Origin of the sequence: Candidatus Dactylopiibacterium carminicum, from assembly GCF_014736495.1 — a bacterium.
In the GTDB taxonomy this organism is placed as follows: Bacteria; Pseudomonadota; Gammaproteobacteria; order Burkholderiales; family Rhodocyclaceae; genus Uliginosibacterium; species Uliginosibacterium carminicum.
The window spans coordinates 1-26,498 of sequence record NZ_MDUX01000023.1 but is presented as its reverse complement, the minus strand read 5'-3'; the positions used below and the strand labels follow the sequence as shown (position 1 = coordinate 26,498).

15 protein-coding genes are annotated in these 26,498 nt (G+C 64.1%); 11 read left to right on the top strand and 4 right to left on the bottom strand.

The window, feature by feature from the left end:
• Nucleotides 1-108: 108 nt before the first annotated feature.
• Entirely contained in the window at nt 109-2,340 is a 2,232-nt protein-coding gene (locus BGI27_RS08630; protein ID WP_095524470.1) for a right-handed parallel beta-helix repeat-containing protein, read from the bottom strand.
• A 225-nt stretch (nt 2,341-2,565) separates the two neighbouring features.
• Here BGI27_RS08630 and BGI27_RS08625 point away from each other — a divergent pair, with 225 nt between their 5' ends.
• The 4 genes from BGI27_RS08625 (at nt 2,566) to BGI27_RS08610 (ending at nt 8,423) form a co-directional block, all read left to right on the top strand.
• Nucleotides 2,566-3,228, top strand: a complete 663-nt coding sequence (locus tag BGI27_RS08625; protein WP_223871703.1) for a response regulator transcription factor — start codon at nt 2,566-2,568, stop codon at nt 3,226-3,228.
• Complete coding sequence (locus BGI27_RS08620) at nt 3,213-4,376, top strand: sensor histidine kinase (RefSeq protein ID WP_095524468.1); 1,164 nt, start codon at nt 3,213-3,215, stop codon at nt 4,374-4,376. The genes BGI27_RS08625 and BGI27_RS08620 overlap by 16 nt, the downstream gene beginning before the upstream one ends.
• A 296-nt stretch (nt 4,377-4,672) precedes the next feature.
• Entirely contained in the window at nt 4,673-7,252 is a 2,580-nt protein-coding gene (locus BGI27_RS08615) for an ATP-binding protein (protein ID WP_170942988.1), read from the top strand.
• A complete protein-coding gene (locus tag BGI27_RS08610; protein ID WP_170942987.1) occupies nt 7,227-8,423 on the top strand; it encodes an EAL domain-containing response regulator in 1,197 nt (398 codons plus the stop codon). Before BGI27_RS08615 ends, BGI27_RS08610 begins: the two co-directional genes overlap by 26 nt.
• A gap of 13 nt (nt 8,424-8,436) precedes the next feature.
• Here the strand turns inward: BGI27_RS08610 and glmU are convergent, their stop codons facing one another.
• On the bottom strand, nt 8,437-9,801 hold the full coding sequence (gene glmU, locus BGI27_RS08605; protein WP_095524465.1) for a bifunctional UDP-N-acetylglucosamine diphosphorylase/glucosamine-1-phosphate N-acetyltransferase GlmU: 1,365 nt from the start codon (nt 9,799-9,801) through the stop codon (nt 8,437-8,439).
• A 158-nt stretch (nt 9,802-9,959) separates the two neighbouring features.
• Between glmU and BGI27_RS08600 the strand changes: the two genes are divergently transcribed.
• The 5 genes from BGI27_RS08600 (at nt 9,960) to BGI27_RS18025 (ending at nt 15,082) form a co-directional block, all read left to right on the top strand.
• Complete coding sequence (locus tag BGI27_RS08600; protein ID WP_095524491.1) at nt 9,960-11,378, top strand: bifunctional enoyl-CoA hydratase/phosphate acetyltransferase; 1,419 nt, start codon at nt 9,960-9,962, stop codon at nt 11,376-11,378.
• Between the two features lie 18 nt (nt 11,379-11,396).
• A complete protein-coding gene (locus BGI27_RS08595) occupies nt 11,397-12,593 on the top strand; it encodes an acetate/propionate family kinase (RefSeq protein WP_095524464.1) in 1,197 nt (398 codons plus the stop codon).
• Nucleotides 12,594-12,765: 172 nt separating this feature from the next.
• On the top strand, nt 12,766-13,062 hold the full coding sequence (locus BGI27_RS08590) for a hypothetical protein (protein ID WP_095524463.1): 297 nt from the start codon (nt 12,766-12,768) through the stop codon (nt 13,060-13,062).
• 81 nt (nt 13,063-13,143) lie between these two features.
• The gene (locus BGI27_RS08585) at nt 13,144-13,956 is read left to right on the top strand and encodes a response regulator transcription factor (protein ID WP_223871702.1); all 813 of its coding nucleotides are present in this window, start codon (nt 13,144-13,146) and stop codon (nt 13,954-13,956) included.
• Complete coding sequence (locus BGI27_RS18025) at nt 13,862-15,082, top strand: ATP-binding protein (protein WP_317984287.1); 1,221 nt, start codon at nt 13,862-13,864, stop codon at nt 15,080-15,082. Before BGI27_RS08585 ends, BGI27_RS18025 begins: the two co-directional genes overlap by 95 nt.
• A 36-nt stretch (nt 15,083-15,118) precedes the next feature.
• On the opposite strand, the gene BGI27_RS08575 is transcribed toward BGI27_RS18025, so the two are convergent.
• Complete coding sequence (locus BGI27_RS08575; RefSeq protein ID WP_170942986.1) at nt 15,119-17,668, bottom strand: carbohydrate binding domain-containing protein; 2,550 nt, start codon at nt 17,666-17,668, stop codon at nt 15,119-15,121.
• Nucleotides 17,669-17,838: 170 nt separating this feature from the next.
• Between BGI27_RS08575 and BGI27_RS08570 the strand changes: the two genes are divergently transcribed.
• Nucleotides 17,839-18,912 carry an efflux RND transporter periplasmic adaptor subunit gene (locus tag BGI27_RS08570; protein WP_095524460.1) on the top strand — a complete coding sequence of 358 codons (1,074 nt, stop codon included), beginning with the start codon at nt 17,839-17,841 and terminating at the stop codon, nt 18,910-18,912.
• Between the two features lie 11 nt (nt 18,913-18,923).
• Entirely contained in the window at nt 18,924-22,016 is a 3,093-nt protein-coding gene (locus BGI27_RS08565) for an efflux RND transporter permease subunit (RefSeq protein ID WP_095524459.1), read from the top strand.
• 2 nt (nt 22,017-22,018) lie between these two features.
• Here BGI27_RS08565 and BGI27_RS08560 read toward each other — a convergent pair whose 3' ends face one another.
• Nucleotides 22,019-26,407 carry a C39 family peptidase gene (locus tag BGI27_RS08560; protein WP_095524458.1) on the bottom strand — a complete coding sequence of 1,463 codons (4,389 nt, stop codon included), beginning with the start codon at nt 26,405-26,407 and terminating at the stop codon, nt 22,019-22,021.
• Nucleotides 26,408-26,498: the final 91 nt, after the last annotated feature.

Sequence of the window (26,498 nt, the reverse complement as noted above, 5' to 3'; positions counted from 1 at the left end):
GGAGGCGCTGTTCAAAAAAAGGGCCGCGAAAGCGGCCCGAAATTTCTCAGAGGAAGTTACTACACCAACCGGATGCCACCGCGCAGCGGCATCCGGAAAGGCTCTTGCTCAACGGCGCTGCAGGAACCCGGCGGGATCGGGAGAACCGTCCGCCTTGCGACCGATCATGGCCGGCACCTGCACGGAAACGAAATCCTGCGCCATGACGGCGGACGCGCGTCCGTCGATGAAGGCATTGCCCTTGCCGATCACACCGACCACCTCATCGTCGTAGGTGTCCTTGTAATCGCTGCGCAACGACAGGTTGCCACTGAAGCTGCCCTGGGTTTCCGGGCCGCCATAGGGGCTGGGGCGGAAAATGTAGTTGAAGCGCGTGTTGTTGAAGGAAACGTTGTTGCTCACAGTCAGCGCGCCCGGATTGAAGTTGTCGGTAAAGCCATCCAGGCTGTTGTTGAAGGCCACGCTGTTGCGGATCGTATGCGCCACCGGCTGCCCTTCGCCACCGAGCTTGAAGCCGTTGGCGCCGTTGTTCCAGGCGTAGCTGTTCTCGATGGTGACCACGCCGTTGGCGCCATCCTCGATCTTGTTGAAGAGATCCCAGCCATCATCAGCGTTGTCATACGAGAGGCAGCCGCGGAACACGTTGCCATCTCCCACGCCCAGCTTGGCGGCGAAGCCATCGGCGTTGATCGCCGAGCGGTCACGGTTGCTGTGCGAAGTGCTGTTGAGCACCAGATTGTGCGAAGGCCACAACGCGCGCTCCTTGGGCAGGGCCGAGATTTGCAGGCCGGTATCTTCGTTGCCATAGGTAAGCGCGTTCTCGATCACGTTATGGCTGCCGGAGATGCGAAACTGCGCGCCCGAAACCTCGATACCCTTGATGTTCCAATAGTTCGCATCCAGCGCGACCTTGCCGGCGAACACCGCGCCAGGTCGCACCAACAGCGTCTTGCGTGCCTTCTCACTGCCGCTGACGGCGATGCTCAGGGTGGTGGCCGGATATTTACCGGGCAGTACGGTAAGCGTACCGCCGGGCGCCAGCAGCTCCAGCGCGGTATTGATGTCCAACGGGCTGCGCTCGGTGCCGTTGGCGGTGGCCACCCCCTCGGGCGCGACAAACAGCTTCGTGGCATCGGCCACGGTTGCGCGCGCCACCTGCTGCGTGGCCGTGCTCGATCCGCCATCCGCGCTCGCGAACACCAGCTCGAAACGGGTGTTGTCGGCAGTCAGGCGCGTGGGCTGGCTGATGATGTCACCGGCCTTCACCGCCAGATCGGTTGCAATCGGCTTGCCGTCCTGACGGATCGCCAGCTTGCCGTCCCGGCTGGCACGCGCCTGGACCAGATAGTCAGCGCCGACGTTGCGGGCCGGCGAGGCAACTTCGAGGCGCAGCGATTCGGCCTTCGGCACGAAACGCGGTGCATCCACGGTCTTGGCCTCGCTGAGGCTCAGCCGGATGTTGCGTGCGCTGATGCGCGCATTGCGCGCGGCGTAGAGGCCTACGTACTGATAGCGAGAATCGATGACCTGGACGATGTTCGCATTGGCGCCAGCCACTTTCATGGTGCGCGCGTTCTTGCCATCGACATCGGCGTAACCGACGACGAAACCGTCGTCGGTACGTTCCAGCGACATGCGGAAAGTCGCAGGGGCCTTCAGGCCGGCATCGGCACCGATGAAATCAGCCTTCGGCACGATGGCACCGGTGTTGCCCCAAGGGTATTCCACCCCATCGCGATACACGGTGCGCAACGCAAAGCGCTCTTCGTTGTTCTTCACCGTCTGCAACACTGCATTGGCCACAATGTTGGACGCAGCGGGAAACTCTTCATACCCGGGCTCCAACGGCTCGCGGCGCGGTTGACCGATCACGTCGCGCACCATCAGGCCGGCACTTTCCTGGCCATTGGTGGCCGCCTTGGCGCCCTTGACGATCACTTCCGGCCCGAACTGCTCGACGGTGATATCCGCCTCCAGACGGAAATTGCGATCCGTCGGTATCCGCGTGTAGTAGAAGGTCAGCCCGTCATGCGTGTTGGCGAGCTTGCCACCACGGCTCTCGAGGGTCACCGCAGAGGCAATGCTGGCAGCCTCGCCCGGCCGCAGCGGCGTCTGCCGCCCCTCGAGCCAGACGTTGTTGACCCCAACCTTCTCCGGCAGGATCGTCGAGGGGAAATTCAGATCGGTGGATTGGCCGAAGGCAAGGGCGCACCAAGTGCTGCCATCCATGACGGAATCCTGCTCGCAGGCGCTGGCCGAGCGGCTGGCCTTCAGATCGCCAAAGCCGCTGCAGGCGGAAAGCGCGCCGGCCATCAGGATGACGGGAAGCCGATAAGACATGCGATGAATCCTCCAAGTTGTTATGCGCGGGATGACCAGAATGCTGTCTGGCGCGCCCGGATTCGCCAAGCGAATCCAGAGATGGTAGGAACCCAATGTGGAGATTGCATGGAGAGTCGCCTTGCATCAGGCATACGCCGGGCCGGCCGTATAATCCGCCCATCTGCATCCTCAACCGGCTGACCATCCGTGCCCAGCGAGAGCTCCTTTCCCGCAGCGCCGCTCGTGCTCGTCGTCGAGGACGAAACCGGGCTCGCCGACATCCTCTGCGCCTATCTCGAACGCGACGGCCTGCGCGCGTTGCGGGCCGCCGACGGTGCGGGCGCGCGCAAACATCTCGCTGCCACGCCGCCGGACATCGTGCTGCTCGACATTCGCCTGCCCGGCGAGGATGGTATCGAGCTGCTGCGTGCAATCCGCCAGGCAGGGGATACACCTGTGATCATGACCACCGCGCTGGCCGACGACATGGACAAGATGCACAGCCTGCATCTCGGCGCGGATGACTACGTGGTGAAGCCTTACAACCCGGCCGAAGTGGTTGCCCGGGTGCGCGCTGTGCTGCGTCGCACCTACCGCCCGGGTATGCCGGAGGCGCAGGCACCGCTGCGGGTCGGCCGGCTGGAGATCGACACCACGGCATGGCGCGCCGGCATTCTGGACGAACGCGGCGAGTCCCAGCCGCTGACCCTGACGCTGACCGAATTCCGCCTGCTCGCCTGCCTGGCACGCAATCCACGCCAGTGCTTTTCGCGCGACCGGCTGTTCGAGGACCGCGTGATCGATTCGCATCTCAGCAAACTGCGCCGCAAGCTGCAGGACGCCGGCTGCGGCGAGCTGATAGAAACCGTACGTGGCGTCGGATACCGCCTGTGGCCAGACGCTTAGACCGCATCTGGGTCCGCTTCGGACTGGGCATCGCCTGCACGGTGCTGGTCACCGTGGCCGTGCTTGGCGGCACCATATTTACCTATGGCCATCTGCAGTTCGCACGCTTCTACAAGGCGCTGCCTGCCGAGGCCCGGGGCGAACTGGAAATCCTGCGCGCACAGGGTCAGGTCTGGACGCCGCGCATCGCAGCGATCTATACCCAGTACCGCCCGGAAGACACCCCCTGGGACGTCGATGCGCTGACCATCCTCGTCGGCCTACTGGCCTGCCTGCCGGTGGGGCTGATCTCCGGCTTTTGGATCTCGCGCATGGTCACCCGGCCGATCAGTGCCATCGCCGGGACCGCCGGCCGCGTCGCACTGGGAGACTTCACCGCGCGAGCCCAGGTGCCGCGCAGTTCGGGCGAGCTGACCGAACTCGCGCAGGACTTCAACAAGATGGTGCAGGCACTGGAATCGCTGGAGCGCGAGCGCAAATCCACCCTGGCTGCGCTTTCACACGAACTGCGCACGCCACTGGCGGTACAACAGGCTCGCCTGCACGCCCTGTGCGACGGCGTCATCGTGGCGGACGAAACCGAATTCCGTCGCTTGCTAGACCAGTCGCAGCACCTCAGCCGGCTGGTCAACGATCTGCACATGCTTTCTGTTGCTGACGCCGGCCGGCTCTCACTGCAACGCGTGCCGCTGAACCTCGCGGCGCTGGCGCAGGACTGCCTGCACGACCATGCCAGCCGGCTTGCAGAACAGGGCATGCACGCCGAGCTGGTGACCCAAGGTACGGTGCCGCATATCCTGGCCGATGCCGACCGCATGCGTCAGGTACTCAATAACCTCGTTGAAAATGCCATCCGCTATGCCCATGACGGCGGCTGGCTACAGATCACCCTTGCCGCCACGCAGGAAGAAGTGCGGCTGACTGTCAGCGATGCCGGCAAGCATGCCGCCGCCCGGGTCGACGAACGCATCTTCGAACGCTTCGCGCGGCTGGAAGGCTCACGCAACAGAGCCACCGGCGGCAGCGGCCTGGGGCTCTCGATCGTGCAAACGCTGGTCGAACTGCATGGTGGCAAGGTCGGCGTGGCGCCTTCCATACGGGGTGGCACCTGCTTCACCGTATGCCTTCCGCTGATTCCGCGGGACTGATCCACGCCTCCACGCACTACCGGGCATACGCTGGATATCGTATGCATTCGCGACTAGCCTTCGGACAACGGACGCGATGCGCGCGCACCCGAGCCCTTGTGGCTCACCGATCCCCCGTCCAGCATCCAGCGTCCAGATGCGGGCGTTTTCCCCATACCGGTCTGGCCACCCCCGGAGTCAGAGCACTCCGTCAGTCTGGTATGTCTTGCGAATTGGCGATTCGCGGGAACTGGCGTCCAGATGAAGCAGGCTCGTGTCCCAGCCCAGGCACGGAATTCATGGAGACCGGTGGTGCAATGACGCCCTTCCTGGCCAAAGTGTGGCGAAGCCGCAGATTCGCATTCCTGGGCCTGAGCGCGATGCTGCTCACGATGCTGCCCGCGCTGCTGCTGGTGCAGACCGAGCTCCAGACCATCCATTCCGCCGAACGCGAGGTGGCCGGCCTGAAGCCTGCGGGGGACACCTTGCGGCTGGTCCAGCTCTCGCAACGACACCGCGCTCTGTCGAATCTGGTGCTGGCCGGACAGAGCTCCCAGCTCGAAGCCTGGCATACCACGCGCAGCGAGCTCATCCAAGCCACGGCGGACGTCGTCATCTCGGTAGCGCAACTGCGGGACGAACATCTGAGCGTGCAGGCCAGCGCGCTGGCCGAGCAATCACGTGCGCTGGCAGACAGCGTCAGCCGCATGAGCATCAGTCGGGAAGACAGTCTGCAGCAGCATTCCGCACTGGTGAACCGCGCGCTCGCGCTGGTCGATGACATCGCCAACACCACCGGCATCAGCTTGCACCGGCAGACCGCCGGTCACTTCCTGCAAAGCGCCGTGCTGCAGTTCCTGCCGGCCGCCACCGAAGCGCTCGGCCAGCTGCGGGTCCACGGCTCGCTGATCCTGGCAGACAGAAAGACCACGGCAGTGGAACGCAACAACCTGGCAAACCTAGTGGGCGTGCTGCAGGCCACCCTCCAGCATGCCAGCAAGGCGCTGGTGCTGGCCCAGGCGGCCGAACCGAGACTTGCCAGCAAGCTCGCCACCGGTGTTGACGCCGCATTCTCAGCCAGCGCTTCGATCACGCAGTTGGTCGACCAGGAACTGCTCAGGACTTCGACACCGATCTATCCCTCTGATCAGTACTTCGCAATCGTGACGCGCGCCATCGATACCCAGTTCGCCCTCATCGGCACCGCATTCCAAGCGCTGGAAGAGGAACTGGAGTACAGCGTACGCCGCTCGCGCACGAAACTCGCCGGCATCGCCGCAGGACTGGCTGTCCTGTTTGCACTGATGACAGGCGCAGCACTGCTGATGTTCCGCAGCGAAGCTGCCCGCAGCATCAGTGACGCTCGTTTCAGCGCCATCCTGGATGCCGCACCGGACGCTGTTCTGGTCACAGACCAACGAGGGCAGGTGATCGCGGCAAATCTGGCCGCAGAGCGCATCTTCGGGTATTCCCACGCCGAGCTCATCGGCCTTGCCGGCGACAGACTGGTCGCCATGAACCCCGAAGAGGCCAAGAAACAGCTCAAAACCGTATTCTCGCACCCGCGCCTGGCCGTCACGCGTACGCATCAGTTCGACGCGCAACGCAAGGACAACAGCATTTTTCCGGCAGAAACCGCACGCAGCGCTCAGATCACCGAAGAGGACGCCTACATGGTCAGCATCGTGCGCGATGTCAGCGAGCGGCGCAGCCTTGAGCTGCAACTTGCCCAAAGCCAGAAGATGGAGGCCATCGGCCAGCTCACGGGTGGAATCGCCCACGATTTCAACAACCTGCTTGGGGTAATCGTCGGCAATCTGGATCTGCTCGAACGCCAGCTGGCCGACAAACCTGAAGGACTGCGACGTGTGAACACCGCACAGCGCGCAGCCCTGCGAGGCGCCGACCTGACGCGCCGGCTGCTGGTGTTCTCACGCCGCCAGCATCTGGAGCCGGTTTCCATCCATCTGGCCGACGCCATCACCAACCTCACCGAAATGGCTTCGCGCATCCTCGGCCCGGAGATCAGCATCCGTGCCGAACTAGACCCGGCCTTGCCACCGGTCTATGCCGACGCCTCGGCGCTGGAATCCACGTTGCTCAATCTTGCCATCAATTCCCGCGATGCCATGCCGGATGGCGGCACGTTGCTGTTCACCGCCACACCGGTCACCATCGATACGGGCTACCCAGCCGTCCAGAACGGCGAGCTCAAGGCCGGCCACTACGTCATCCTGCGTGTGGCTGACACCGGCCGCGGCATCCCACGCGAGCTGCTCGACAGGGTGTTCGAGCCCTTCTTCACCATCAAGGAGCGTGGCAAGGGCACGGGGCTGGGCTTATCCATGGTGTATGGCTTCACCAAGCAAAGTGGCGGCTCGGTGAAGATCTACAGCGAGGAAAATATCGGCACCACCGTCTCGCTGATGCTGCCGGTCGCCGAACGCCTTGGCGCGCAGGCCAGCCAGGCAGCTACAGCCAGCACGCATACGGCAGCCGAAGGCGCCGTCGCCCTGGTGGTGGATGACGAGGCGGACCTGCTCGAAATCGCCAGCACCTACCTGCAGGAACTGGGCTATCAGGTCTTCCAGGCGCCGAATGCCGTCAGTGCGCTGACGCTGCTGGAGCAGATCCCGCACCTGGATCTGCTGCTGACCGACGTCATCATGCCCGGCGACCTCAATGGCGTACGCCTGGCCGCCCGCGTAAAGGCGCTGCGACCTTCGGTGCACGTGGTGTTTACCTCGGGCTTCCCCTCGCAGGCACTGGCCGAGCGCAGCGGCACGCGCGTCGATGGCCCGCTGCTCAGCAAGCCCTACGTCAGGGGCGAATTCGTTGCCATCCTCGAGCGAGTCTTCGGCGAGCGTGCAAATGAACCCACAGACCTTTCCCGATAGGTTGCAGGGCAAGGTCCTCGTCATTGATGACGAGCCGGACATCGGCGAGCTGATCTGCGCCGCAGCAGAGGGAATCGGGCTGAACTGCACGGCCACCGCCTCGCCCGAAGTATTTCTCGCTAGCCTGAAAAACGACATCGACGTGGTGATGATGGATCTGCGCATGCCCGGCACCGATGGTGTGGAGCTGCTGCGCAAACTTGCCGCCAATGGCTGCCAGGCCAAAGTCGTGCTGATCAGCGGCATCGATCGCAAGGTACTGCGCTCAGCGGAGGAACTGACCGTCTCGCTGGGGCTGGACGCCGCCGGTTACCTGCAGAAGCCTTTCCGCATCAACGATGTGGAACAGCTGCTGCGTCATGTCTGCAGCCATCCGCACAGCACGCGCCGCAAACCGCCCGAGGAAATCCCGGTCACGGAAGCCGAGCTACGCCACGCCATCGAGTTCGATGAGTTCACGGTGCATTACCAGCCACAGATCGATCTTGGCAGCGGCCGTTGCGTTGGTTGTGAAGCGCTTGTCCGCCTGATGCATCCGACACGCGGCATCGTCTATCCAGACATGTTCATCGTCACCGCCGAACAGCTCAACCTGATCGATTCGCTGACCACGCTGGTCACCCGCCGCGCCATGCGCGAATACGCCCAGCTCGCCAGCGAGCAAGCCTATTCCCTGTCGATCAACTTCTCGGCCTGCTCCCTGACCGATCTGAAACTGCCCGAACAACTCGCCAGGCAGGCCGATGAGTACGACTTCCCGCTTTCGCGTCTGGTCATGGAAATCACCGAGACCGGGCTCATCAGCGAACTCGGCAAGGCCCTGGACATTCTCACGCGCCTGCGCATGAAGGGCGTAGGCCTGTCCATCGACGATTTCGGCACCGGCTACTCCTCAATGGCGCAAATCCAGCGTATCCCCGCCACCGAACTGAAGATCGACCGAATATTCGTGGTACAGATGCTCGACGACGACACTGCGCGCGCCGTGGTGGACAAGACCATTTCACTGGGCCACGCCCTGGACATGCATATCGTCGCCGAAGGGGTTGAGAGCGGAGCCCACGGAGCCGAGCTGGATCGGCTTGGCTGCGACTACGCCCAGGGCTATCACTTCGGCCACCCCATGCTTTTCGCCCAGCTGTGCGACTGGCTGGCGCGCAACGGCGAATGATCGCCGCCGGAACTCAGGCCTTGGGTTTCTTCACCGGCCGTTGCCAGCCCGTAATGCTGAGCTGACGCGTGCGTGACAGCGTCAGGGCCTCGACCGGTGCATCCTGGGTCAACGTCGTACCGGCACCGAGGGTGGCGCCCGCACCAACCGTCACCGGGGCCACCAGCTGGCAATCGGACCCGATGAAAGCATCGTCGCCGATCACCGTGCGGTGCTTGTTGGCACCGTCGTAATTACAGGTGATCACGCCAGCACCGATGTTCACACGGCTGCCCACCGTAGCGTCCCCCACGTAGGCCAGATGGTTGGCCTTGGAATGCGCGGCCACCTGTGCGTTCTTGAGTTCGACGAAGTTCCCCACGTGCACATCCTCGGCCAACACCGTGCCCGGACGCAGACGCGCATACGGACCGAGTACGCCGCCAGCACCGATCTCGGCACCGTCGAAATGGCAGAAAGGCTTGATCTCCGTGCCCTCGCCCACACGCACATCCCGAAGCACACTATGCGCACCGACCTTCACACCATCTGCCAGCGTCACGCGGCCTTCGAACACGCAGCCGACATCGATCTCCACATCGCGCCCGCAAACCAGTTCGCCACGGATGTCGATACGCGTCGGATCTCGCAGCGTGACGCCCGCCTCCAGCAGCTCACGCGCCAGATTGGCCTGATGCACGCGCTCCAGCTCGGCGAGCTGGGCCTTGTTGTTCACGCCCAGCACCTCCCAGGCCTGCGCCGGTTGACGTGCCACGACCTCCACGCCATCGCCCACTGCCATGCCGATCACATCGGTGAGGTAGTACTCGCCCTGGGCATTGTCGTTGCGCAGCCGCGCCAGCCAGTCGCACAACAGGTGAGCTGGCGCGCAGAGGATGCCGGTATTCACTTCACGGATCGCTTTCTGCCCGGCATCGGCATCTTTCTCTTCAACGATGGCCAGTACCTTGCCGGCCGCATCACGCAAGATGCGGCCATAGCCTGCGGGCTCATCCAGCGTCACGGTGAGCAAGGCCACACGCGAATCGCCCGCTGCGTTCAGCAGCTCGCGCAGTGTCTGCGTACGGATCAGCGGCACATCGCCATACAGCACCAGCACAGAGCCTTCCCCCGCCAGAGCGGGCATTGCCTGCTGCACGGCATGGCCGGTACCAAGCTGTTGTGTCTGCTCAGCCCACCGGAGATCGGGCGCATCCAGCGCGGCACGCACCTGATCGCCGCCATGGCCATACACCACGCACAGGGCCTGCGGCGCGAGTGCGCGCGAGGTCTGCAGCACATGGCCGAGCAGGCTCTGCCCGGCCAATGGCTGCAACACCTTGGGCAGGCGCGAATTCATGCGTTTGCCTTGGCCGGCGGCCAGAATCACGATCTGCATGGTCTGTTCCGAAAGAGGATTTGCCGAAGCGCGGATTCTACCCGCCCGAGCGGGCAGACATGGTTTTGCCGCAGTGCCGCAAGATTTCCGGTGTTTTGATGATCGTCACCAAAGGGGCAGGTTTCGATAGCTACCATTCATACTTGAGGACCGGATTCATGGATATCACCAATCCCCCGCTCGACACGCTGGAAAACCTCACCTTCGACGAGATCAGGGTGGGCGACACCGCCACGCTGTCGCGTACCGTACATCGCGAAGACATCCAGCTGTTCGCCCTGGTATCGGGCGACGTGAACCCTACGCATCTGGACTCCCACTACGCACGTGAAAGCCAGACCGGCAAGGTCACGGCCCATGGCATGCTCTCCGCCGCCATGATCTCGGCGTTGCTGGGCAACCAGTTTCCCGGGCCGGGCACGGTCTATGTGGCGCAGAGCCTGCGCTTCAAGTCGCTGGTGCATATCGACGACACCCTCACCGTACGGTTGATCTGCACCGAAAAACTGCCGGAGCAGAAACATCTGGTGATCGCCTGCGTGGTGACCAACCAGGATGATGTGCTGGTCGCCGAGGGCGAAGCCGTGGTAGCCGCCCCCATCGAGAAGATCCGCCGTCCGCGCGCCGCGCTGCCGGAAGTCACCGTGACCGACCGTCAGCAACGCTACGAGGATGTGCTGGCCCTGGCTGCCGCCTTGCCGCCGATCCGCGTGGCGGTAGCCCATCCCTGCGATGCCGAATCCCTCAAGGGAGCGCTGCAAGCCAAGCGCGAAGGCCTGATCATCCCGGTGCTGGTGGGGCCGGAAACCCGCATCCGCGCCACGGCCGAACAGATCGGCGAAAGCCTGGAAGGCTGCCGCCTGGTCGACACCGAACACAGCGTGCAATCCGCCGAAACCGCCGTGGCGCTGGTGCGCGCCGGCGAGGTCGAGGCGCTGATGAAGGGCAGCCTGCACACCGACGAGCTGATGAGCCAGGTGGTGCACAAGACCACAGGCATCCGTACCGGGCGACGCATCAGCCACTGCTTCGTCGCTGACGTGCCGCGCTATCCGCGCACCCTGCTGATCACCGATGCGGCCATCAACATCCAGCCGGAGCTGGCCGACATGGTCGATATTGTGCAGAACGCCATCGATCTGGCCCACGCCATCAACATCCCGCTACCGCGCGTAGCCCTGCTCTCGGCCGTGGAAACGGTGAATCCAAAGATCCCGTCGACGCAGATCGCCGCGTCGCTGTGCAAGATGGCAGACCGTGGACAAATCAAGGGGGGCTTGCTTGATGGCCCCCTTGCCTTCGACAATGCGGTCTCGGCATTCGCCGCGCGCACCAAGGGCATCACTTCCGAAGTGGCCGGCCGGGCGGACATCCTCGTGGTGCCCGACCTGGAATCCGGCAACATGCTCGCCAAGCAACTCGAATACCTCGCCGGTGGCCTGCTCACCGGTGTCGTCCTGGGCGCCCGCGTGCCCATCGTGCTGACCAGTCGCGCAGACCGGGCCGAAACCCGTTCCGCGTCCTGTGCCATCGTCAAGCGTCTCGTAGCCCACCGCAATCAAGCGGCCACACCGTAAATCGGAGAAATACCCAGCATGAAATCCCTCCTCATCATCAACGCCGGCTCCTCCAGCCTCAAATTCGCAGTGTTCAACCTGCCGCTGGTCAAGGACGCTCCCTCCGTCTTCCGTGGTCAGATCGACGGCATCGGCGCCAACACCCAGTTCGTCGCCAAGGACATCGATGGCAAGACCCTGCTCGACACCATCATCAAGTCGCCCGAAGGCACGCCGCTGGAAGCCCAGCAGGAACTCGCGCTGACCACGCTGCTCGACTGGATCGAGGCGCAGAAGGTCGAACTGGCCGCCGTCGGCCACCGCGTGCTGCATGGTGGTGAGCAGTACAGCGCCCCGGTGGTGGTCACCCCCGAGGTGTTCAAGGTGCTCGAAACCTTCATCCCGCTGGGCCCGCTGCACCAGCCGCACAACCTGCGCCCGATCCGCGTGCTCGCCGCCAAGTATCCGAGCCTGCCGCAAGTGGCCTGTTTCGACACCGCCTTCCACCGCACCCAGCCGCTGGAAGCCCAGACTTACGCCATCCCGCGCAAGATCACCGCCGAAGGCGTGAAGCGCTACGGCTTCCACGGTTCCTCCTACGATTACATCGCCCGCCAGCTGCCCGAAGTGATCGGCGCAGAAAAGGCCAAGGGTGCCGTGATCATCGCTCACATGGGCAATGGTGCCTCCATGGCCGCGCTGCGCGACGGCAAGTGCGTGGCCACCTCGATGGGCTTCACCGCCATCGAAGGCCTGATGATGGGTACCCGTACCGGCTCGATCGACCCGGGCGTGCTGCTGTACATGATGGAAACCCACGGCTACGGCCCGAAGGAAATCTCCAACTTCCTGTACAAGGAATCGGGCCTGCTGGGCGTTTCCGGCATCAGCCAGGACATGCGTACCCTGGAAGCCTCCGATGCACCGGAAGCCAAGGAAGCGCTGGAACTCTTCTGTTACCGCGCAGCCCGCGAAATCGGCTCGCTGATGATGGCTGCCGGCGGCCTTGACGCCCTGGTGTTCACCGGCGGTATCGGCGAAAACTCGCAGTTCGTCCGCAACAAGGTGATCGGCTACCTGGAATGGTTCGGTGCCAAGATCGATCCGGAACTGAACAAGGTTTGCGGCAAGGCGCACACCATCCATAGCGCCGACTCCAAGCTGGCCGTGGCCGTGATCCCCACCAATGAAGAGTGGATGATCGCTCACCACGCCGTGACCCTGCTCGGCCTGTAAGCCAGCCTGGTCATTCGACGATGACGCCAGTCTCCGCAAGGAGGCTGGCGTTTTTTCTTGCCCCTCGCAAAGGCACAGGGTCTTAAGTTTCGCCTAAGTCTGCTTCGTTACAGTGCAGGACATGGACTCCGCACACCGGAGTCCTTCCCCCGACAAATAAAAGGAGTACATCATGAAGAAGCAGCTTTCCATCGTCGCCGGCGTTCTGGGTCTGGTCATCGCCTCCACTGCCGCACAGGCCGCAGTTACGACCAAGCAGGTCGACAACATCCAGCCGGGCAGTACGAAGGCCCAGGTAATTGCCCAGCTCGGCAAAGCTGACTGGAATCCGACCTGGTTCAACGGCAAGAGCTCATTGGTGTATTCACTGAGTGATGAATACAATCCTGCCGTCCGCGCGTATGTCGATCTGGACCAGAATCAGAAGGTCGTCAGCGTCGGACTATATGACGAACAGAACAATGACTAACCCAGCATCTGCCGACTGAAAGATCAAGGTGGAGACAACCGAGCTTGTCTCTACCTTTTCGTTGTGGACCAAGGTAGCCCCATGCGCTTGCTGCTCGTTGAAGATGACCTGATGATCGGCGAATCGGTCCTGGATCTTCTGCGGGCCGAAGCCTACGCCGTCGACTGGGTCCGTACCGGTACCACCGCCGAAGCCGCCATGGCTGCGGAAAGCTACGACCTGGTACTGCTGGATCTCGGCTTGCCCGGCAAGGACGGGCTTGAAGTGCTGCGCGGCATGCGGGCACGCAAGCAACGTGTGCCCGTACTGGTGGCGACCGCACGCGATGCGGTCTCGCAACGCGTGGAAGGGCTGGACAACGGCGCGGACGACTACATCGTCAAGCCATACGACCTGGACGAACTGCTGGCCCGCATCCGGGCACTGCTGCGGCGCAGCGCCGGGCGTGCCGAACCGGTCTACGAATACCAGAACGTCAGCATCAATCCCGCGACCCGGGAAGTGGCCGTCGACGGCCAGGCCGTGCTGCTCTCGCATCGCGAGTGGGCCATCCTGGAAGCGCTGCTCGCCCGCCCCGGCCTGATCCTTTCGCGCGCCCAGCTGGAGGAAAAACTGTTTAGCTGGAAGGACGACATCAGCAGCAACGCCGTCGAAGTCTATATCCATGGCCCGCGCCCGTTCGATCCGCAACCGCCTGCTTCTCATCGTCGGCATCGGCGTACTGCTCGCCACGGCCATCCAGTCCCTGGTGGTCTACAAGGTGGCGCTTTCCGAGGTCGACACCGTCTCGGATTTCCACATGCTGGAAATGGCGCACGCGGTCTTGCGCGCAGGCTCTCCGGCCATGACCCAGGTCGTGATGGTGCCGACGCTCGGAAAGCTACCGACGAATGAGGAGAACTGCTTCACCCTGCACGTGGAACGCAAGACGGACTTCGGCAACGAAACCGAGCCTTTCCGGTCCCGCAAGACCTACGCCAACCAGCAACAACAGGACCGTGCCCTGCGCGTGCTCACGGTGGATACGCCGCGTGCACGGGTCACCGTCTCCCACGACATGGCCGTCCGCGCCCAGACCGCACGCCGCCTGGCCTTCAACACCATCCTGCCGGTCATCGCCGTGGCCCCCTTGCTGCTGCTATGCGTGGGCTGGGGCGTCTCGCATGCCCTGCGCCCCATGGGCCGGATCCGCCGCGAGATCGGCGAGCGCGCTGCGGCGGACCTGCGACCGCTGAGCACGGAAGGTGTGCCGGAGGAAGCCCTGCCCTTCGTACGCGAGATCAACACCTTGTTCTCCCGCATCACGACGGAATTCGAAGCCCGCCAAAATTTCGTGGCCGACGTGGCGCATGAATTGCGCTCGCCGCTGGCCGCTTTGAAGCTGCAGGTCGAGCTCCTGTGCCGGAGCCGGACTCCGGAATCACAGGCCCTGGCACATGGACGGGTGATGGCGGGGATCGCCCGGGCCACCCGGCTGGTCGAGCAGTTGCTGACGCTGGCGCGCGAAGGCGCCTCACAACAAGCCATGACGGCCGTGCCGCTGCCTCAGATAGCCCGCCTGGCCATCTCCGACACCCTCGCCGCCGCCACCGCGCGCGACATCGATCTGGGCGCAGCACTGCAGGACGGACTCCCGGAAAGCAGCTTCACCGTTTCGGGCAATGCCGAAGCGCTGCGCACACTGTTACGCAACCTGCTCGACAACGCCGTGAAGTACACACCGACCGGCGGGGTTGTGACGATTTCCCTGCAACGCGAGGCCGCATCGATCCTGCTGACCGTCGAGGACAGCGGGCCCGGCATTCCCGCGGCGCAGCAGGAGCGGTTCTTCGAACGCTTCCAACGCGGCAGCAACGACACGGCTGGCAGCGGTCTGGGCCTGGCGATCGTGCGTGCCATCGCCGAGCGCCACGGCATCGGGCTGCGACTGGATACGTCCACGCTCGGCGGTCTCGCGGTCTTGCTCCGCTTCCCGTGCCTGCCTGCCGGCGATACGGCGGCCGGCCAACAGGCGGAATAGGTGGAATAGGCGGCCACGCGCTATCGCGGGCCGCGTTCAGCGCATTTCAATCTCATACCAGAGCGTGCGATATCGTTCGCCAAGCGCCAGCGTGGCCCGATCCATCCCCTGCACCGGAATTTCCTGGCGGCGCTCGCCACGCTCATCCAGCGCCCAGGCGCGTACGCGGCGGGCGGGCAACGGCAGGGTCACGCGGGCGGCAATGCCTTCCACCAGGGTTGGCGCGCCGCCGAAATAGCGACCGACGGTGGTCTTCTCCGCATCCAGCCAGCGCTGTCCGGTGTTCTCCACCTGCCCCAGCGCGCTGACCAACACGCGGCCGGCACTGCTGAAATCCCGGCCCTCGAGCAAGGTCAGCAGCAGTACGCCCCAATCGTTGCGCGCTGCCAGCAGCTCCAGTTCGACGCCGCCGAGCGAACGCTTCCGGCCCAGACGCGCACCGATCAGCCCCTTGCTGCGCGGGCTGTCGAGCACCACGGCGCGTCCGCCGACGCCTGCGATCCCCCATTCCAGTTCGCCGGTCTCACTTCTCACCGGCAGTGGCAGCGCGACGCCCGCTGGCGTACCAAGGCTGACCGGGCGCAGCAGGGTTTCGTTGCGCACGGCACCGATCTGCTCGGCGCTGGGCATACGCGCGGCTTCGCGCAACAGATCGATCCAGCGGGACGTCGGCGGCAATGCCGTTTCCGCAGACTTGCCCGCGGCAATGTCACCGCGCCGGAACAAAGCCGCAGCCCCCAGCAGGCTGGCCATCTTGACCGGGTTGGCGTGGCTATCGAAAAAGCGGTCGATGGCCGCCGAATCCCACTTGCGGTCATGTGCGCCGAAGCTGTAGAGGAAGAGCCCGTCCCAGTCCTGCAGCGCACCGTAGGCCGCCGCCAGCGGCAGCGCCTCGCCCTGGTAATGGCTGGGCGCGGAATGGTTGTATTCGGTCACGATGAAAGGCTTGCCGGGATAACGGCGCAAGGCGAGATCGGCCAGGGTGCCCGCACCATCGATACCTGCCATCGGTGAATTGGCGATATGCCAGTTGTCGATGTCCCAGGGTTTGCCGGGAAAACGCGGATGCTGCCAGTAGGCATGGCCATCCACCACATCCAGCGCAGCCTGAATGGGTGCCGGGCTGTAGCTTGCCTGGGTGCCCACGATCAATGGCCGGGCGCCCAGATCCTCCTGCAGGAAGCGCTGGAAGCCACGCCAGTACGCGGCTTCCGTATCCCACAGGAACTGCACCCAGTCACGCTGGCCGGCCGGCGTACGGCTCATCAGGCTGGCAGCGGTGGCAATCTCCACCGTACCGCCCTCCAGGTTCTCGTGCCGCCTCAACCCCAGCAGCCCGCCAGGCCGCAGACTGACCTCGCGCAGCGCCAGCCGGCCAGCGGACAGCCCCAGACCGCCGAAAGTGAGGCGGGCCACGTCCTCATCCTCTACCGGCGCGAAGGTGAAGCTGTAGTCCTGCCACGCCCTGTCGACAGCCACCTGCTGCTGCCAAAGATGCTTCCAGGGTGCTCTCGCCTGCATGGCCTGCAGGCTGAGCTTCAGCGGTCCGCCCTCAGCACGTGCCTGGAAGCGCAGCGTGTAGGGCTGACCCGCCCTGAAGACAAGACGGTTCTGATGCAGCTGGGTGTGCCAGTTCTCACGCCCCGGAGCCTGCAACTCCAGTTGCAGGCCGCCATCGGCTGCCGTCAAGCTGGCGCGGGCACCGCCGACGAGCTGCAGATTCCAGCCAGCCTCGCCCCCTTTCACATTCAAGGCCTCGCTCAGCAACCCGGCCCCGGGCGCTTCTTCCCTCACGCCCCAGGCGGTACGCAATGCGGCGGTATCGCGGTACCTCGCACGCAGCCAGGTCTGCCACTGGTGCTGCAACTCGCCCCGGAAAGGCTCGGTGATGTCGTTGAGCTCGCCCACTCGCCATTCGCGCAGCAGGCCGTTCTCGTTGTTGATCTCGATGAATGCGACAGCCGGCTCCTCCGCGTAGCGTGTGCCGGTATAAGGATTGCGGTGCAGCAGCAGATCGCGGGCATAGTCCTGCTGCTGCGCAATCATCGGCGGAAAGAAGTTATCGACGCCCTTCCAGTATTTCGGCTGGTTTTCTCCCCAGGGGGTGAAACCGGGATAGCGGCGGCCCACATGCAGGTTGATGTCGCTGTAGATGCCTTCACGCTTGAGCGCGGCGACGAAGTAATCGAAGCGATCGAGCGTTGCCGCATCCAGCGTGCGCATGTCCTTCTGCAGCAGGCCGTTGGGCGCGGGCTGCGAATCCATGTGGTGGAAACGCACGATGTTGATGCCAAAGCGCGCCATCCGCGCTGCCAGCTTGTCCGCCGTGGCACGATCCGGCGCCACCGAGCCGAAGACGATGTTTACCCCGAGGAAGCGGATCCGCGCGTCACCCACGCAGAGATGGCCATCGCAGACCCGCACGAAACCCTCACGCCCTGCCGGTTTCGGATTCCAGGCGGCAAGATTCGTGAGATTGGCACTGGCGTCATCCCAGGGCATCACGAAGGGAAACAAGGGCTCGCTATGCGCAGCCGGCATCAGCAACAGCAAGCACAACAACGACATGCGCAGGGCAGGCTTCATCGCGCGCTCCATCAGGGAAATGACCTGGGAATGCCACGCAGTATGCGCCCTGGCCGCCCATCGCTGCAGCAGCGTACGGCTTTGCTCCGCCATGCGGGAAAGCCATGACATTGCTTTACATCTGCGGCAAGATCGCGCTCCTGCTCCCTCCGCATCATGGAAGTCCCCTCATGCCTGCACTGCGCCGCCTCACCTGCCTGTTCCTGCTCGCTCCCCTGCTCGCACTCGCACAACCGGCCGCGCCCGTGAACCGTGCGGCATTGACGGTGACCGCCGCCAGCCCGCGCAATGTGGAATGGCCCGAACTGCTGACTGCCAACGGCAGCATCGCCGCCTGGCAGGACGCCAGCGTGGGCACCGAAATCGGCGGCCTGCGGCTGGTGGAGGTGGCGGTGAATGTGGGAGACCGCGTCCGGCGAGGCCAGGTACTGGCGCGCATGCAGCGCGACACCGTGGAAGCCGAGCTGGCGCAGGCCAGGGCGAATCTCACCGAGGCCGAGGCATCTCTTACAGAAGCGCGCGCCAATGCGGATCGCGCACGCAAGATCGAGAACAGCGGCGCCTTCAGCGCCCAGCAGGTGGATCGCTACCTGACCGGTGAAGCCACCGCCGCCGCACGGGTGGAAGTGATGAAGGCCGCCTTGAAGGCTGCCACGCTACGCCAGGCACAGACCGAGATCCGTGCCCCGGACGACGGCACCATCTCGGCCCGCAGTGCCACGCTGGGCGCCGTGCTGCAGGCCGGCGAGGAGCTGTTCCGCTTGATCCGCCAGGATCGCCTGGAATGGCGCGCCGAGGTGCCTGCCACGGCACTGACGCGGCTGCACCCGGGCCAGCAGGCGCAGGTCTTCGTCGCCGGCAGCGAGGCACCCATTCCGGCGCGACTGCGCGTGATCGGCCCCACCGTGGATGCGCAGACACGCAACGCGCTGGTGTACGCCGACCTCGGCGCGCGTGGCGAGGCACGCCCGGGCATGTTCGCACGCGGCGAGATCGCGCTGGGAACCACGCGCGTGCTGGCGCTGCCGCAAGGCGCAGTGCTGCTGCGGGATGGCTTTGCCTATGTCTTCCAGCTCGACGACGCGCAGCGCGTGACGCAACGCAAGGTCACCCTGGGGCGCCGCGTGGGCGATGAGGTGGCGATCCTCGAAGGCCTTGCTGCCAACGTACGCGTGGTGGCCACCGGCGTGGCCTTCCTGGCCGATGGCGACCAGGTCCGCCTGGCCCCCGCCGCCGCCCGCTGAGAGGCCGCACCATGAATGTCTCTGCCTGGTCCATCCGCAATCCGATCCCGGCCATCCTGCTGTTCCTACTGCTCACGCTGACCGGTCTGATGGCCTTCAAGGCCAGCCGCATCCAGAACATGCCGGACATCGACCTGCCCATGGTCGTCATCACCGCCACGCTGCCCGGCGCAGCGCCCGCGCAGATGGAAACCGAGATCGCACGCAAGATGGAAAATGCGCTCGCCACCATCCAGGGCGTGAAGCACATCTACACCACGGTGCAGGACGGCGTGGCCTCGATCACCACCGAATTCCGTCTGGAAAAACCGACCCAGGAAGCCACCGACGACGTGCGTGACGCCATCTCGCGCATCCGCTCCGACCTGCCCAGTGACATGCGCGATCCGGTGATCTCGCGCGCCAACCTCGCCGGCACGCCCATCCTCACCTACACCGTGGCGTCGCCGCGCATGGACGACGAAGCCCTGTCCTGGTTCGTCGACAACGAGGTGGCGCGCGCACTGCTGGCGGTAAAGGGCGTGGGCGCGGTCAATCGCGTCGGCGGTGCCACGCGCGAAGTACGCGTGGAGCTGGACCCGGACCGCATGCTGGCGCTGGGCGTCACCGCAGCCGAGATCTCGCGCCAGCTGCGCCAGGTGCAGCAGGAAGCCTCCGGCGGTCGCGCCGATCTGGGCGGAGCCGAGCAATCGGTGCGCACCATCGCCACCGTGGATTCCGCCGCCACGCTGGCGGCCATCGAGGTGCCGCTGAGCGATGGCCGCCGCGTGCGGCTGGACGAGGTCGCCCGGGTGGCAGACACCGTGGCCGAGCAACGCAGCCAGGCGCTGCTGGACGGGCACCCAGTGGTCGCCTTCGAAGTGGTGCGCAGCAAGGGCGCCAGCGAAGTGGATGTCATGAACGGCGTACGCGCCGCCCTCGACAACATGCGCAGCCGGCATCCGGACATCACCGTCACCGAAGCCTTCAACTTCGTCTATCCGGTGGTGGACAACTACGACAGCTCCATGCACCTGATGTATGAAGGCGCCTTCCTCGCCGTGCTGGTGGTGTGGTTCTTCCTGCGCAACTGGCGCGCCACCTTCGTCGCCGCCACCGCGTTGCCGCTATCCATCATCCCCACCTTCGGGCTGATGTACCTGTTCGATTTCTCCATCAACGGCGTCACGCTGCTGGCACTGTCTCTGGTGGTGGGCATCCTCGTCGATGACGCCATCGTCGAGATCGAAAACATCATCCGCCACCTGCGCATGGGCAAGACGCCCTATCAGGCTGCCATGGAAGCCGCCGACGAGATCGGGCTGGCCGTGATTGCCACCACCTTCACGCTGATCGCGGTATTCCTGCCCACCGCCTTCATGACCGGCATCGTCGGCCGTTTCTTCGTGCAGTTCGGCTGGACGGCCGCCATCGCCGTGTTCTTCTCGCTGGTCGTGGCGCGCATGCTCACGCCGATGATGGCCGCCTACCTGCTCAAGCCCAACACGCGCGGCCACGAAGAAGCACGCTGGGAACGCGGCTACATGCGCCTGGCGCGCTGGTGCCTGCAGCACCGCCTGATTGCCAGCGCGATTGCCACGGTGTTCTTCTTCGGCGTGCTGATCGGCATCACGCCACTACTGCCCACCGGCTTCTTCCCGCCGGACGACCTGCCGCAGACCCAGGTGAACCTCACCCTGCCGCCGGGCAGCACCTTCACGCAGACGCGCGCATTGGTCGATCAGGCCGAAACCATCGTGCGTGCGCATCCCGAAGTACGCTCGATCTACACCGCCATCGGCGGCGGCGCCTCAGGCTCGGACCCTTTCGCGCCGCAAGGCGCGGCCGAGGTGCGCAAAGCCTCGCTGACGCTCAACCTCAGCAAGCGCCACGAGCGGCGCGGGCTGAGCAAGCAGGACATCGAAGCCACCTTCCGCCGGCAACTCGAAGCCCTGCCCGGCGTACGCGTGAAAGTCGGCCTCGGTGGCGCCAGCGAGAAGTACGTACTGGCCCTCAGTGGCGATGACGGCGACACCCTGCTCGCCCATGCCCGCCTGGTGGAGCGCGAGATGCGCGGCATCCCCGGCATCGGCAACATCACCTCCTCGGCCAGCCTGGTGCGCCCGGAACTGGTGATCCGCCCGGATTTCGCCCGCGCCGCCGACCTCGGCGTAAGCGCCGCCGCCATTGCCGACACGCTGCGTGTGGCCACCGCCGGCGATTACGACCAGTCGCTCGCCAAGCTCAACCTCGCCCAGCGTCAGGTACCCGTGGTGGTGAAGCTGCGCGACGACGCCCGGCGCGATTTCGAGCTCCTCAGCCGCCTCTACGTGCCTGGCAGCCGCGGTCCGGTGATGCTCGCCAACGTGGCTGACATCGAGATCGCCAGCGGCCCGGCGCAGATCGACCGCTACGACCGCCGCCGCAACGTGAATATCGAGATCGAGCTCAACGGCGTGCCGCTGGGCGTGGTGGAAACCGAAGTGCAGCGCCTGCCCAGCGTGCAGGATCTGCCCCCTGGCGTCACCCAGGCCGCCATCGGCGATGCCGAGGCGATGGGCGAGCTGTTCTCGGGCTTCGCGCTCGCCATGGGCACCGGCGTGTTCTGCATCTACATCGTGCTGGTGCTGCTGTTCAAGGATTTCGTGCAGCCGGTGACCATCCTCGCCGCACTCGTGCTGTCGGTGCCGGGCGCCATCCTGGCTCTCTTCATCACGCGCAGTGCGCTCTCGATGCCGGCCATGATCGGCATGATCATGCTCATGGGCATCGCCACCAAGAATTCCATCCTGCTCGTCGAATACGCCATCATGGCACGCCGCGATCGCGGCATGAACCGGCTGGAAGCCCTGCTCGACGCCTGCCACAAGCGCGCCCGCCCGATCGTGATGACCACCGTGGCAATGGGCGCGGGCATGCTGCCGATCGCCCTAGGCATGGGCTCGGACCCCAGCTTCCGGGCACCGATGGCCATCGTGGTGATCGGCGGCCTGCTCACCTCCACCTTCCTCAGCCTGCTGGTGATCCCGGTGCTGTTCACCTACGTCGATGACGCCCGTCTCGCCGCGTTGCGCCTGATCCTTCGCCGACAACACACAGGCACAGAAAAGCATGGCCCCCTTTGAGGCTATCCACCCATCAACGCCAACCATAGAAATGGCGTAGCCCAACGGGGTGCGGTCTGCCAGGCCAGGCGGCGCCCCAGTACACGTGCCAATTGACGCAGCATCGGCAATCCGCGCTTATCGGCGCGGATGCTCTGAAAAACCCTTATCGCGTGAAAGAAGCGACGCTCACTGACGGCTGTGTGATATCCCTCCAGCAGCGTCAGGACAGGCTTCATCCAACTTTCACGCTCCCATTCGTGCAGCCCGGCCAGTGCCTGTTCCAATTCGGCATGCCTCCCTGCTGCAGCGTGCGCAACCAGCTCCCATAAGCGGGCGTCCTGATCGCAAGGGTCACGGTTCAAAACACGCCGGGCCACGTCATTGACCGCCGAGAAATTCCCCTCTGTTCCATACGCCAGCGCCAGACTGCCAAGAGCCCAGTTCGGCGCCCCGGGGCGATCCTGCCAATCCGCCATCCAGGCGATCACCGGTTTGTACTCGTTGAAACATTGCATGGCATAGCTAACCTGGCCCCAGGTGCTGTCCTTCGCATGCAACAAGCTACGGTAGTTTTTAAGCAAGGCCTTGAACAACGGACGATCCCGACGGGTTCCGGCATGATCGATCAACGCCATGCACAGAGGTTCCCCTTTGTCTGAGCGCAGCAATTCGTCATATCTGCCCAGGAACTCGCGAAGAGAAAGCTTTGCACGTTGCTCGGCAACCCACTCCACCGCCGGCTCCCAGGCGCAGCGCCCATTGCGCAGACAGCGTTCAACGATGATCGGAACCATCTCTGACCAGTGTTGCCTATGGACCGCCGTTAACGCATCACGCGTAGGCTGATGGTCATAGCCGGCAACTTCCAGCGTTCTTTCCAGCCAAAGACCTGCTCGCCGCTGATCTTTGAGGCGGCAGGCTGCCCGCGTGGCATTCGCGGCCAATATAGTCAATTGACGAAGCGGCCACACAATTTCAGCAGCTTCCACTGCAGCTTCGGGGGGATTGCCTTCCAGCAGTGCAGCATCGGAAATCTGTAGTGCTGCAAATGCATAGGCAGGATCTATCTCCAACGCCCGCCGCAATATCGTCAAGGCCTCGCTGTATTGCCGGGCCTTGATGAGGGCATGCCCAAGATAGCCATGCGCCGGCGCGGCATTCGGCATGATGCGCAACATCTCACGCGCGGCGTCGACATAAGCTTGATGGTTATCATCGGTATCGAACCAGTCGGCCAACTGGCTCCAGCTCGCGTAATCATCGGGCTCATCCGCCAATAACGCACGTAACTCCACCAGCGCGGCGGTCTTGTCTTCTTCACGCCGGGCCCGTGCGGCCCACAGGCGCAATTCCGCCGGCACACCGGTCGACCAGGTCTGGGCTGCCAGCAGGCCAGCAATCTCCGCTCCGCGCTTCAACCGCAGCAAACGTTCGCAACGTGCAGCCCAGGCCGCCGTCAGCTGTGGGTCCAGCGCAAGAGCCTGCTCGGCGGCGGCCAGCGCGGCAGCGTCATCCTCACTTTGCTGGGCGCGCACCATCCAGGCCCAGGGGTCTCCAGGCCGACGCTGTTCGACCTCATGGACCAAAGCCTCAAAATCCTCCAGGCGACCACGCGCTACACACAACCGCCTTGCACAGGACCATACCCAATTGGCGCGAGGGTCCAGCTTTAGCGAAGCGGTCACAGTCTCGAAGCCCGAGGCGTACTCACCACGTTGCTCCAGCAGCCATGCCAACAGGCCATGCAGATCGGCATCCTCGGGAGCGCGAGACAAAGCATGGCGCAACACACGCTCTCCCTCCTCCCACCCCCGCCCTTCCTCCTGCACGAGGTCGACAAACAGACGTACCGCGCGATTCCAGGCGGGATTCAGGGTCAGTGCCCGCGCCACATGGTTGCGCGCGTCATCACGACGCCCCAGCAATTTGAGAGCCTCGGCGGCTTCCACGTACAGACGTGGCAGCATGGAGAAGCGAGCCAACGCGTCCTCAAGGACGGGCAGCGCCTCATCCGCACGCCCCATGCGTATCAGGTGCGAGCCCAACGCCACCCACGCATGCCAGAGATCGCCCCGCAGGGCATGAGCCTCGCGCAGCACGACGAGTATCTCTTCAGGCGGGAGGTGATACTGGGCGCTTTCCTGGAAGGCGAGCAAACCATCTCCGATGGTGACCTGACGTATCAGCTCGGCACGTACCAGATCTATCGCGTTTTGAGCCTGTACGGCATCCGGTGCCGTTCGGATGAGATGCTGCAGGGCATAGTCATAGTCCACGTTCAGACGCACGGCTTGCTGCAGATGCGGCAAAGCAGCGGCATAGCCCTGTTCGCGCAGCAGGACAAAGCCCATCACACCGTGGGTTTCAGCTTGCTGCGGCGCACGCGTGATCGCGGCGGCAGCGTAACGCCGTGCTTCCTCGTAACGCTGCTGGCGGGTCAGCTGGGTTGCCAGCTCACGCAGAACCCATACATCGCCCGGGTGCGTCTCAGCCATATGGCGCAGTTGCCGTTCGATGAATTCCGCCTCATCCGGCAACCAGTCGTAATACAAGCGGTGCAAACCATAATGGCGTGGATGCGCGGTACAGGCCTCCTTCAGCCAGGCTACGGCGGCAGCTCGGCCCTGCTGACGGGCCAGCAAGCTGGCAATGTTGCGATGATGGCGCAGATTCAACGGCTCCAGCGCGCTCGCCTCACGTGCATGCGCCAACGCGGCTTCGGTATCGCCCCGCGCATCGCACAGCAGGCTGGTGACCCGCAACCAGTTGGTGCGCCTCAAGGGCGAAGCGCAACTCTCCAGCAAAGCGGCTGCGTTTTCCAGATCACCGTTGCGCAGGAATACTTCTGCCACATAGGCAGCCAGTTCGCTATCTTGAGGATGCAGGCCCACGGCCTCAGTGAGCACATTCCGCGCTTCATCGGCACGCTCCAGCAGATCGAGCTGTTCGAACAGGGTCAGCAGCGAGGCGGGAGCCTTTTGCCCGAGACGCCGGGCACGTGTACGCAGAAAAACCAGTCCGGCCTCTGTTTCACCCAGAAAATAACAGGCCCGGAAATAGGAAACGGCCCGATCTTCATCGGTTTCGTTGAGCGTGGATGCGAAGCGATAGACCGGCAAGGCTTCGCGTGTCTGCCCGGACTGCCAGATGAGCGTAGCCCATTGCGACCACACCCGTGAATTGTTGCCGGCGTACCGCAATGCACGCCGCGTGACTCCCAGGGCCCGCGGCAGACGTCGGCCGTCTTCGGCAAGCCTATCCGCATAGGAGGCGAGTATCTGTGGATCTGCCCAGGTGCGGCTGGCAAGCTGCCCCAACCATTCCAGGTGTGCCGCCCGCCCACCGACAGCCCAGAGCGACGCGGCCTTGGAAAGCTGCAGATTCGCGTCATCGGGAAAACACTCCAGCAATTGCTCGGTATGGCGCAGGATTTCGGGCTCATTACCGTCATACATCGCCAAAGTACGTGCCCCTTGCAAGGAAAGCCTGTGCTGGGGTGCTTCCGTCTGCAATTGGCCGAGCGCAGTCAACGCAGCATTCCGATCATGCTTGCTCAATGCGCTCAGCAACGCACGGTACAACGCCCACTCCGCAGCATCCGGCAATACGATCCCTTGCACACGCCAGGCTTCCGCGACAGGCAGCACCAGCATGCCGCGCGGACCGCTGGCCCGGTGCTGAGCAAACAAGGCCTCAACATCGAACTCGGTATATGCCGACTGGAAAGGATCGCGGATCAGCAGGGATTTGCGCAGACGGTCGTAGCCGATCACTGCCTGCAGATGCCCACCGCCGGTATGCACGGTGGTCAATGTGAACGGTACGCCCGCATCGAGCAACGCACAGGCACTAGACCAATCGACACTGAACTCGGTCGCCAGAAAACCATGCTCGATTGCCCAATGCCATTCCGACGTATCCGGAGTTCCGTCGTAACAGATGGCTTCGGCGATCTCGAGGTGATCGGCCTCGCAACCCCAATAGCCCGCCAGCGCAGCAAGCGTTGCAGGGGCACAGGTATTCCAATGCTGACGTATGAAACCGACCGGCAACATCACGCGATGTGCCTCTAGCCCCTGACTGATACGCTCTGCAAGGTTGCGATAGAACACGCTGTCCTGCACCTGTTCCGCTTCAGAGCGCGCACGCGCCAGCTCACCCTTACCTATCGCGATATCGGCACGACGTGCAGCCCATGTACGTCGTACCCATTTATCGGCTCTGGGCTGCAGGGCCTCAACTCGATCGATGATGGCTGCGCAGGCGTCATACTCTCCCTGCTCGTAGCACAGCTCGAAGAGCTGCATGCCGAACCCGGCGCATTCACTGTCTGAAAACGCCTCCTGCAACAGCACACGTGCTTCGTCCTTGCGTTTCAGCAGGCACAGCAGGGAGGCACGCTGCTGCAACGCAGATCGGTAGTTCGGCCGCAAGACCAGGGCGTGTGAATCGCCCCGGGTTTCCTAGACAGCCCCGAGCTTCATGAAATACTGTTTTTCA

What these genes read in the sequence shown, in the direction of transcription:
- BGI27_RS08575 (WP_170942986.1), bottom strand. Translation starts at nt 17,668, where the DNA reads ATGAAGCCTGCCCTGCGCATGTCGTTGTTGTGCTTGCTGTTGCTGATG.
- BGI27_RS08600 (WP_095524491.1), top strand. Translation starts at nt 9,960, where the DNA reads ATGGATATCACCAATCCCCCGCTCGACACGCTGGAAAACCTCACCTTC.
- glmU (WP_095524465.1), bottom strand. Translation starts at nt 9,801, where the DNA reads ATGCAGATCGTGATTCTGGCCGCCGGCCAAGGCAAACGCATGAATTCG.
- BGI27_RS08610 (WP_170942987.1), top strand. Translation starts at nt 7,227, where the DNA reads ATGAACCCACAGACCTTTCCCGATAGGTTGCAGGGCAAGGTCCTCGTC.
- BGI27_RS08595 (WP_095524464.1), top strand. Translation starts at nt 11,397, where the DNA reads ATGAAATCCCTCCTCATCATCAACGCCGGCTCCTCCAGCCTCAAATTC.
- BGI27_RS08615 (WP_170942988.1), top strand. Translation starts at nt 4,673, where the DNA reads ATGACGCCCTTCCTGGCCAAAGTGTGGCGAAGCCGCAGATTCGCATTC.
- BGI27_RS08570 (WP_095524460.1), top strand. Translation starts at nt 17,839, where the DNA reads ATGCCTGCACTGCGCCGCCTCACCTGCCTGTTCCTGCTCGCTCCCCTG.
- BGI27_RS18025 (WP_317984287.1), top strand. Translation starts at nt 13,862, where the DNA reads ATGCTGGAAATGGCGCACGCGGTCTTGCGCGCAGGCTCTCCGGCCATG.
- BGI27_RS08585 (WP_223871702.1), top strand. Translation starts at nt 13,144, where the DNA reads ATGCGCTTGCTGCTCGTTGAAGATGACCTGATGATCGGCGAATCGGTC.
- BGI27_RS08630 (WP_095524470.1), bottom strand. Translation starts at nt 2,340, where the DNA reads ATGTCTTATCGGCTTCCCGTCATCCTGATGGCCGGCGCGCTTTCCGCC.
- BGI27_RS08590 (WP_095524463.1), top strand. Translation starts at nt 12,766, where the DNA reads ATGAAGAAGCAGCTTTCCATCGTCGCCGGCGTTCTGGGTCTGGTCATC.
- BGI27_RS08565 (WP_095524459.1), top strand. Translation starts at nt 18,924, where the DNA reads ATGAATGTCTCTGCCTGGTCCATCCGCAATCCGATCCCGGCCATCCTG.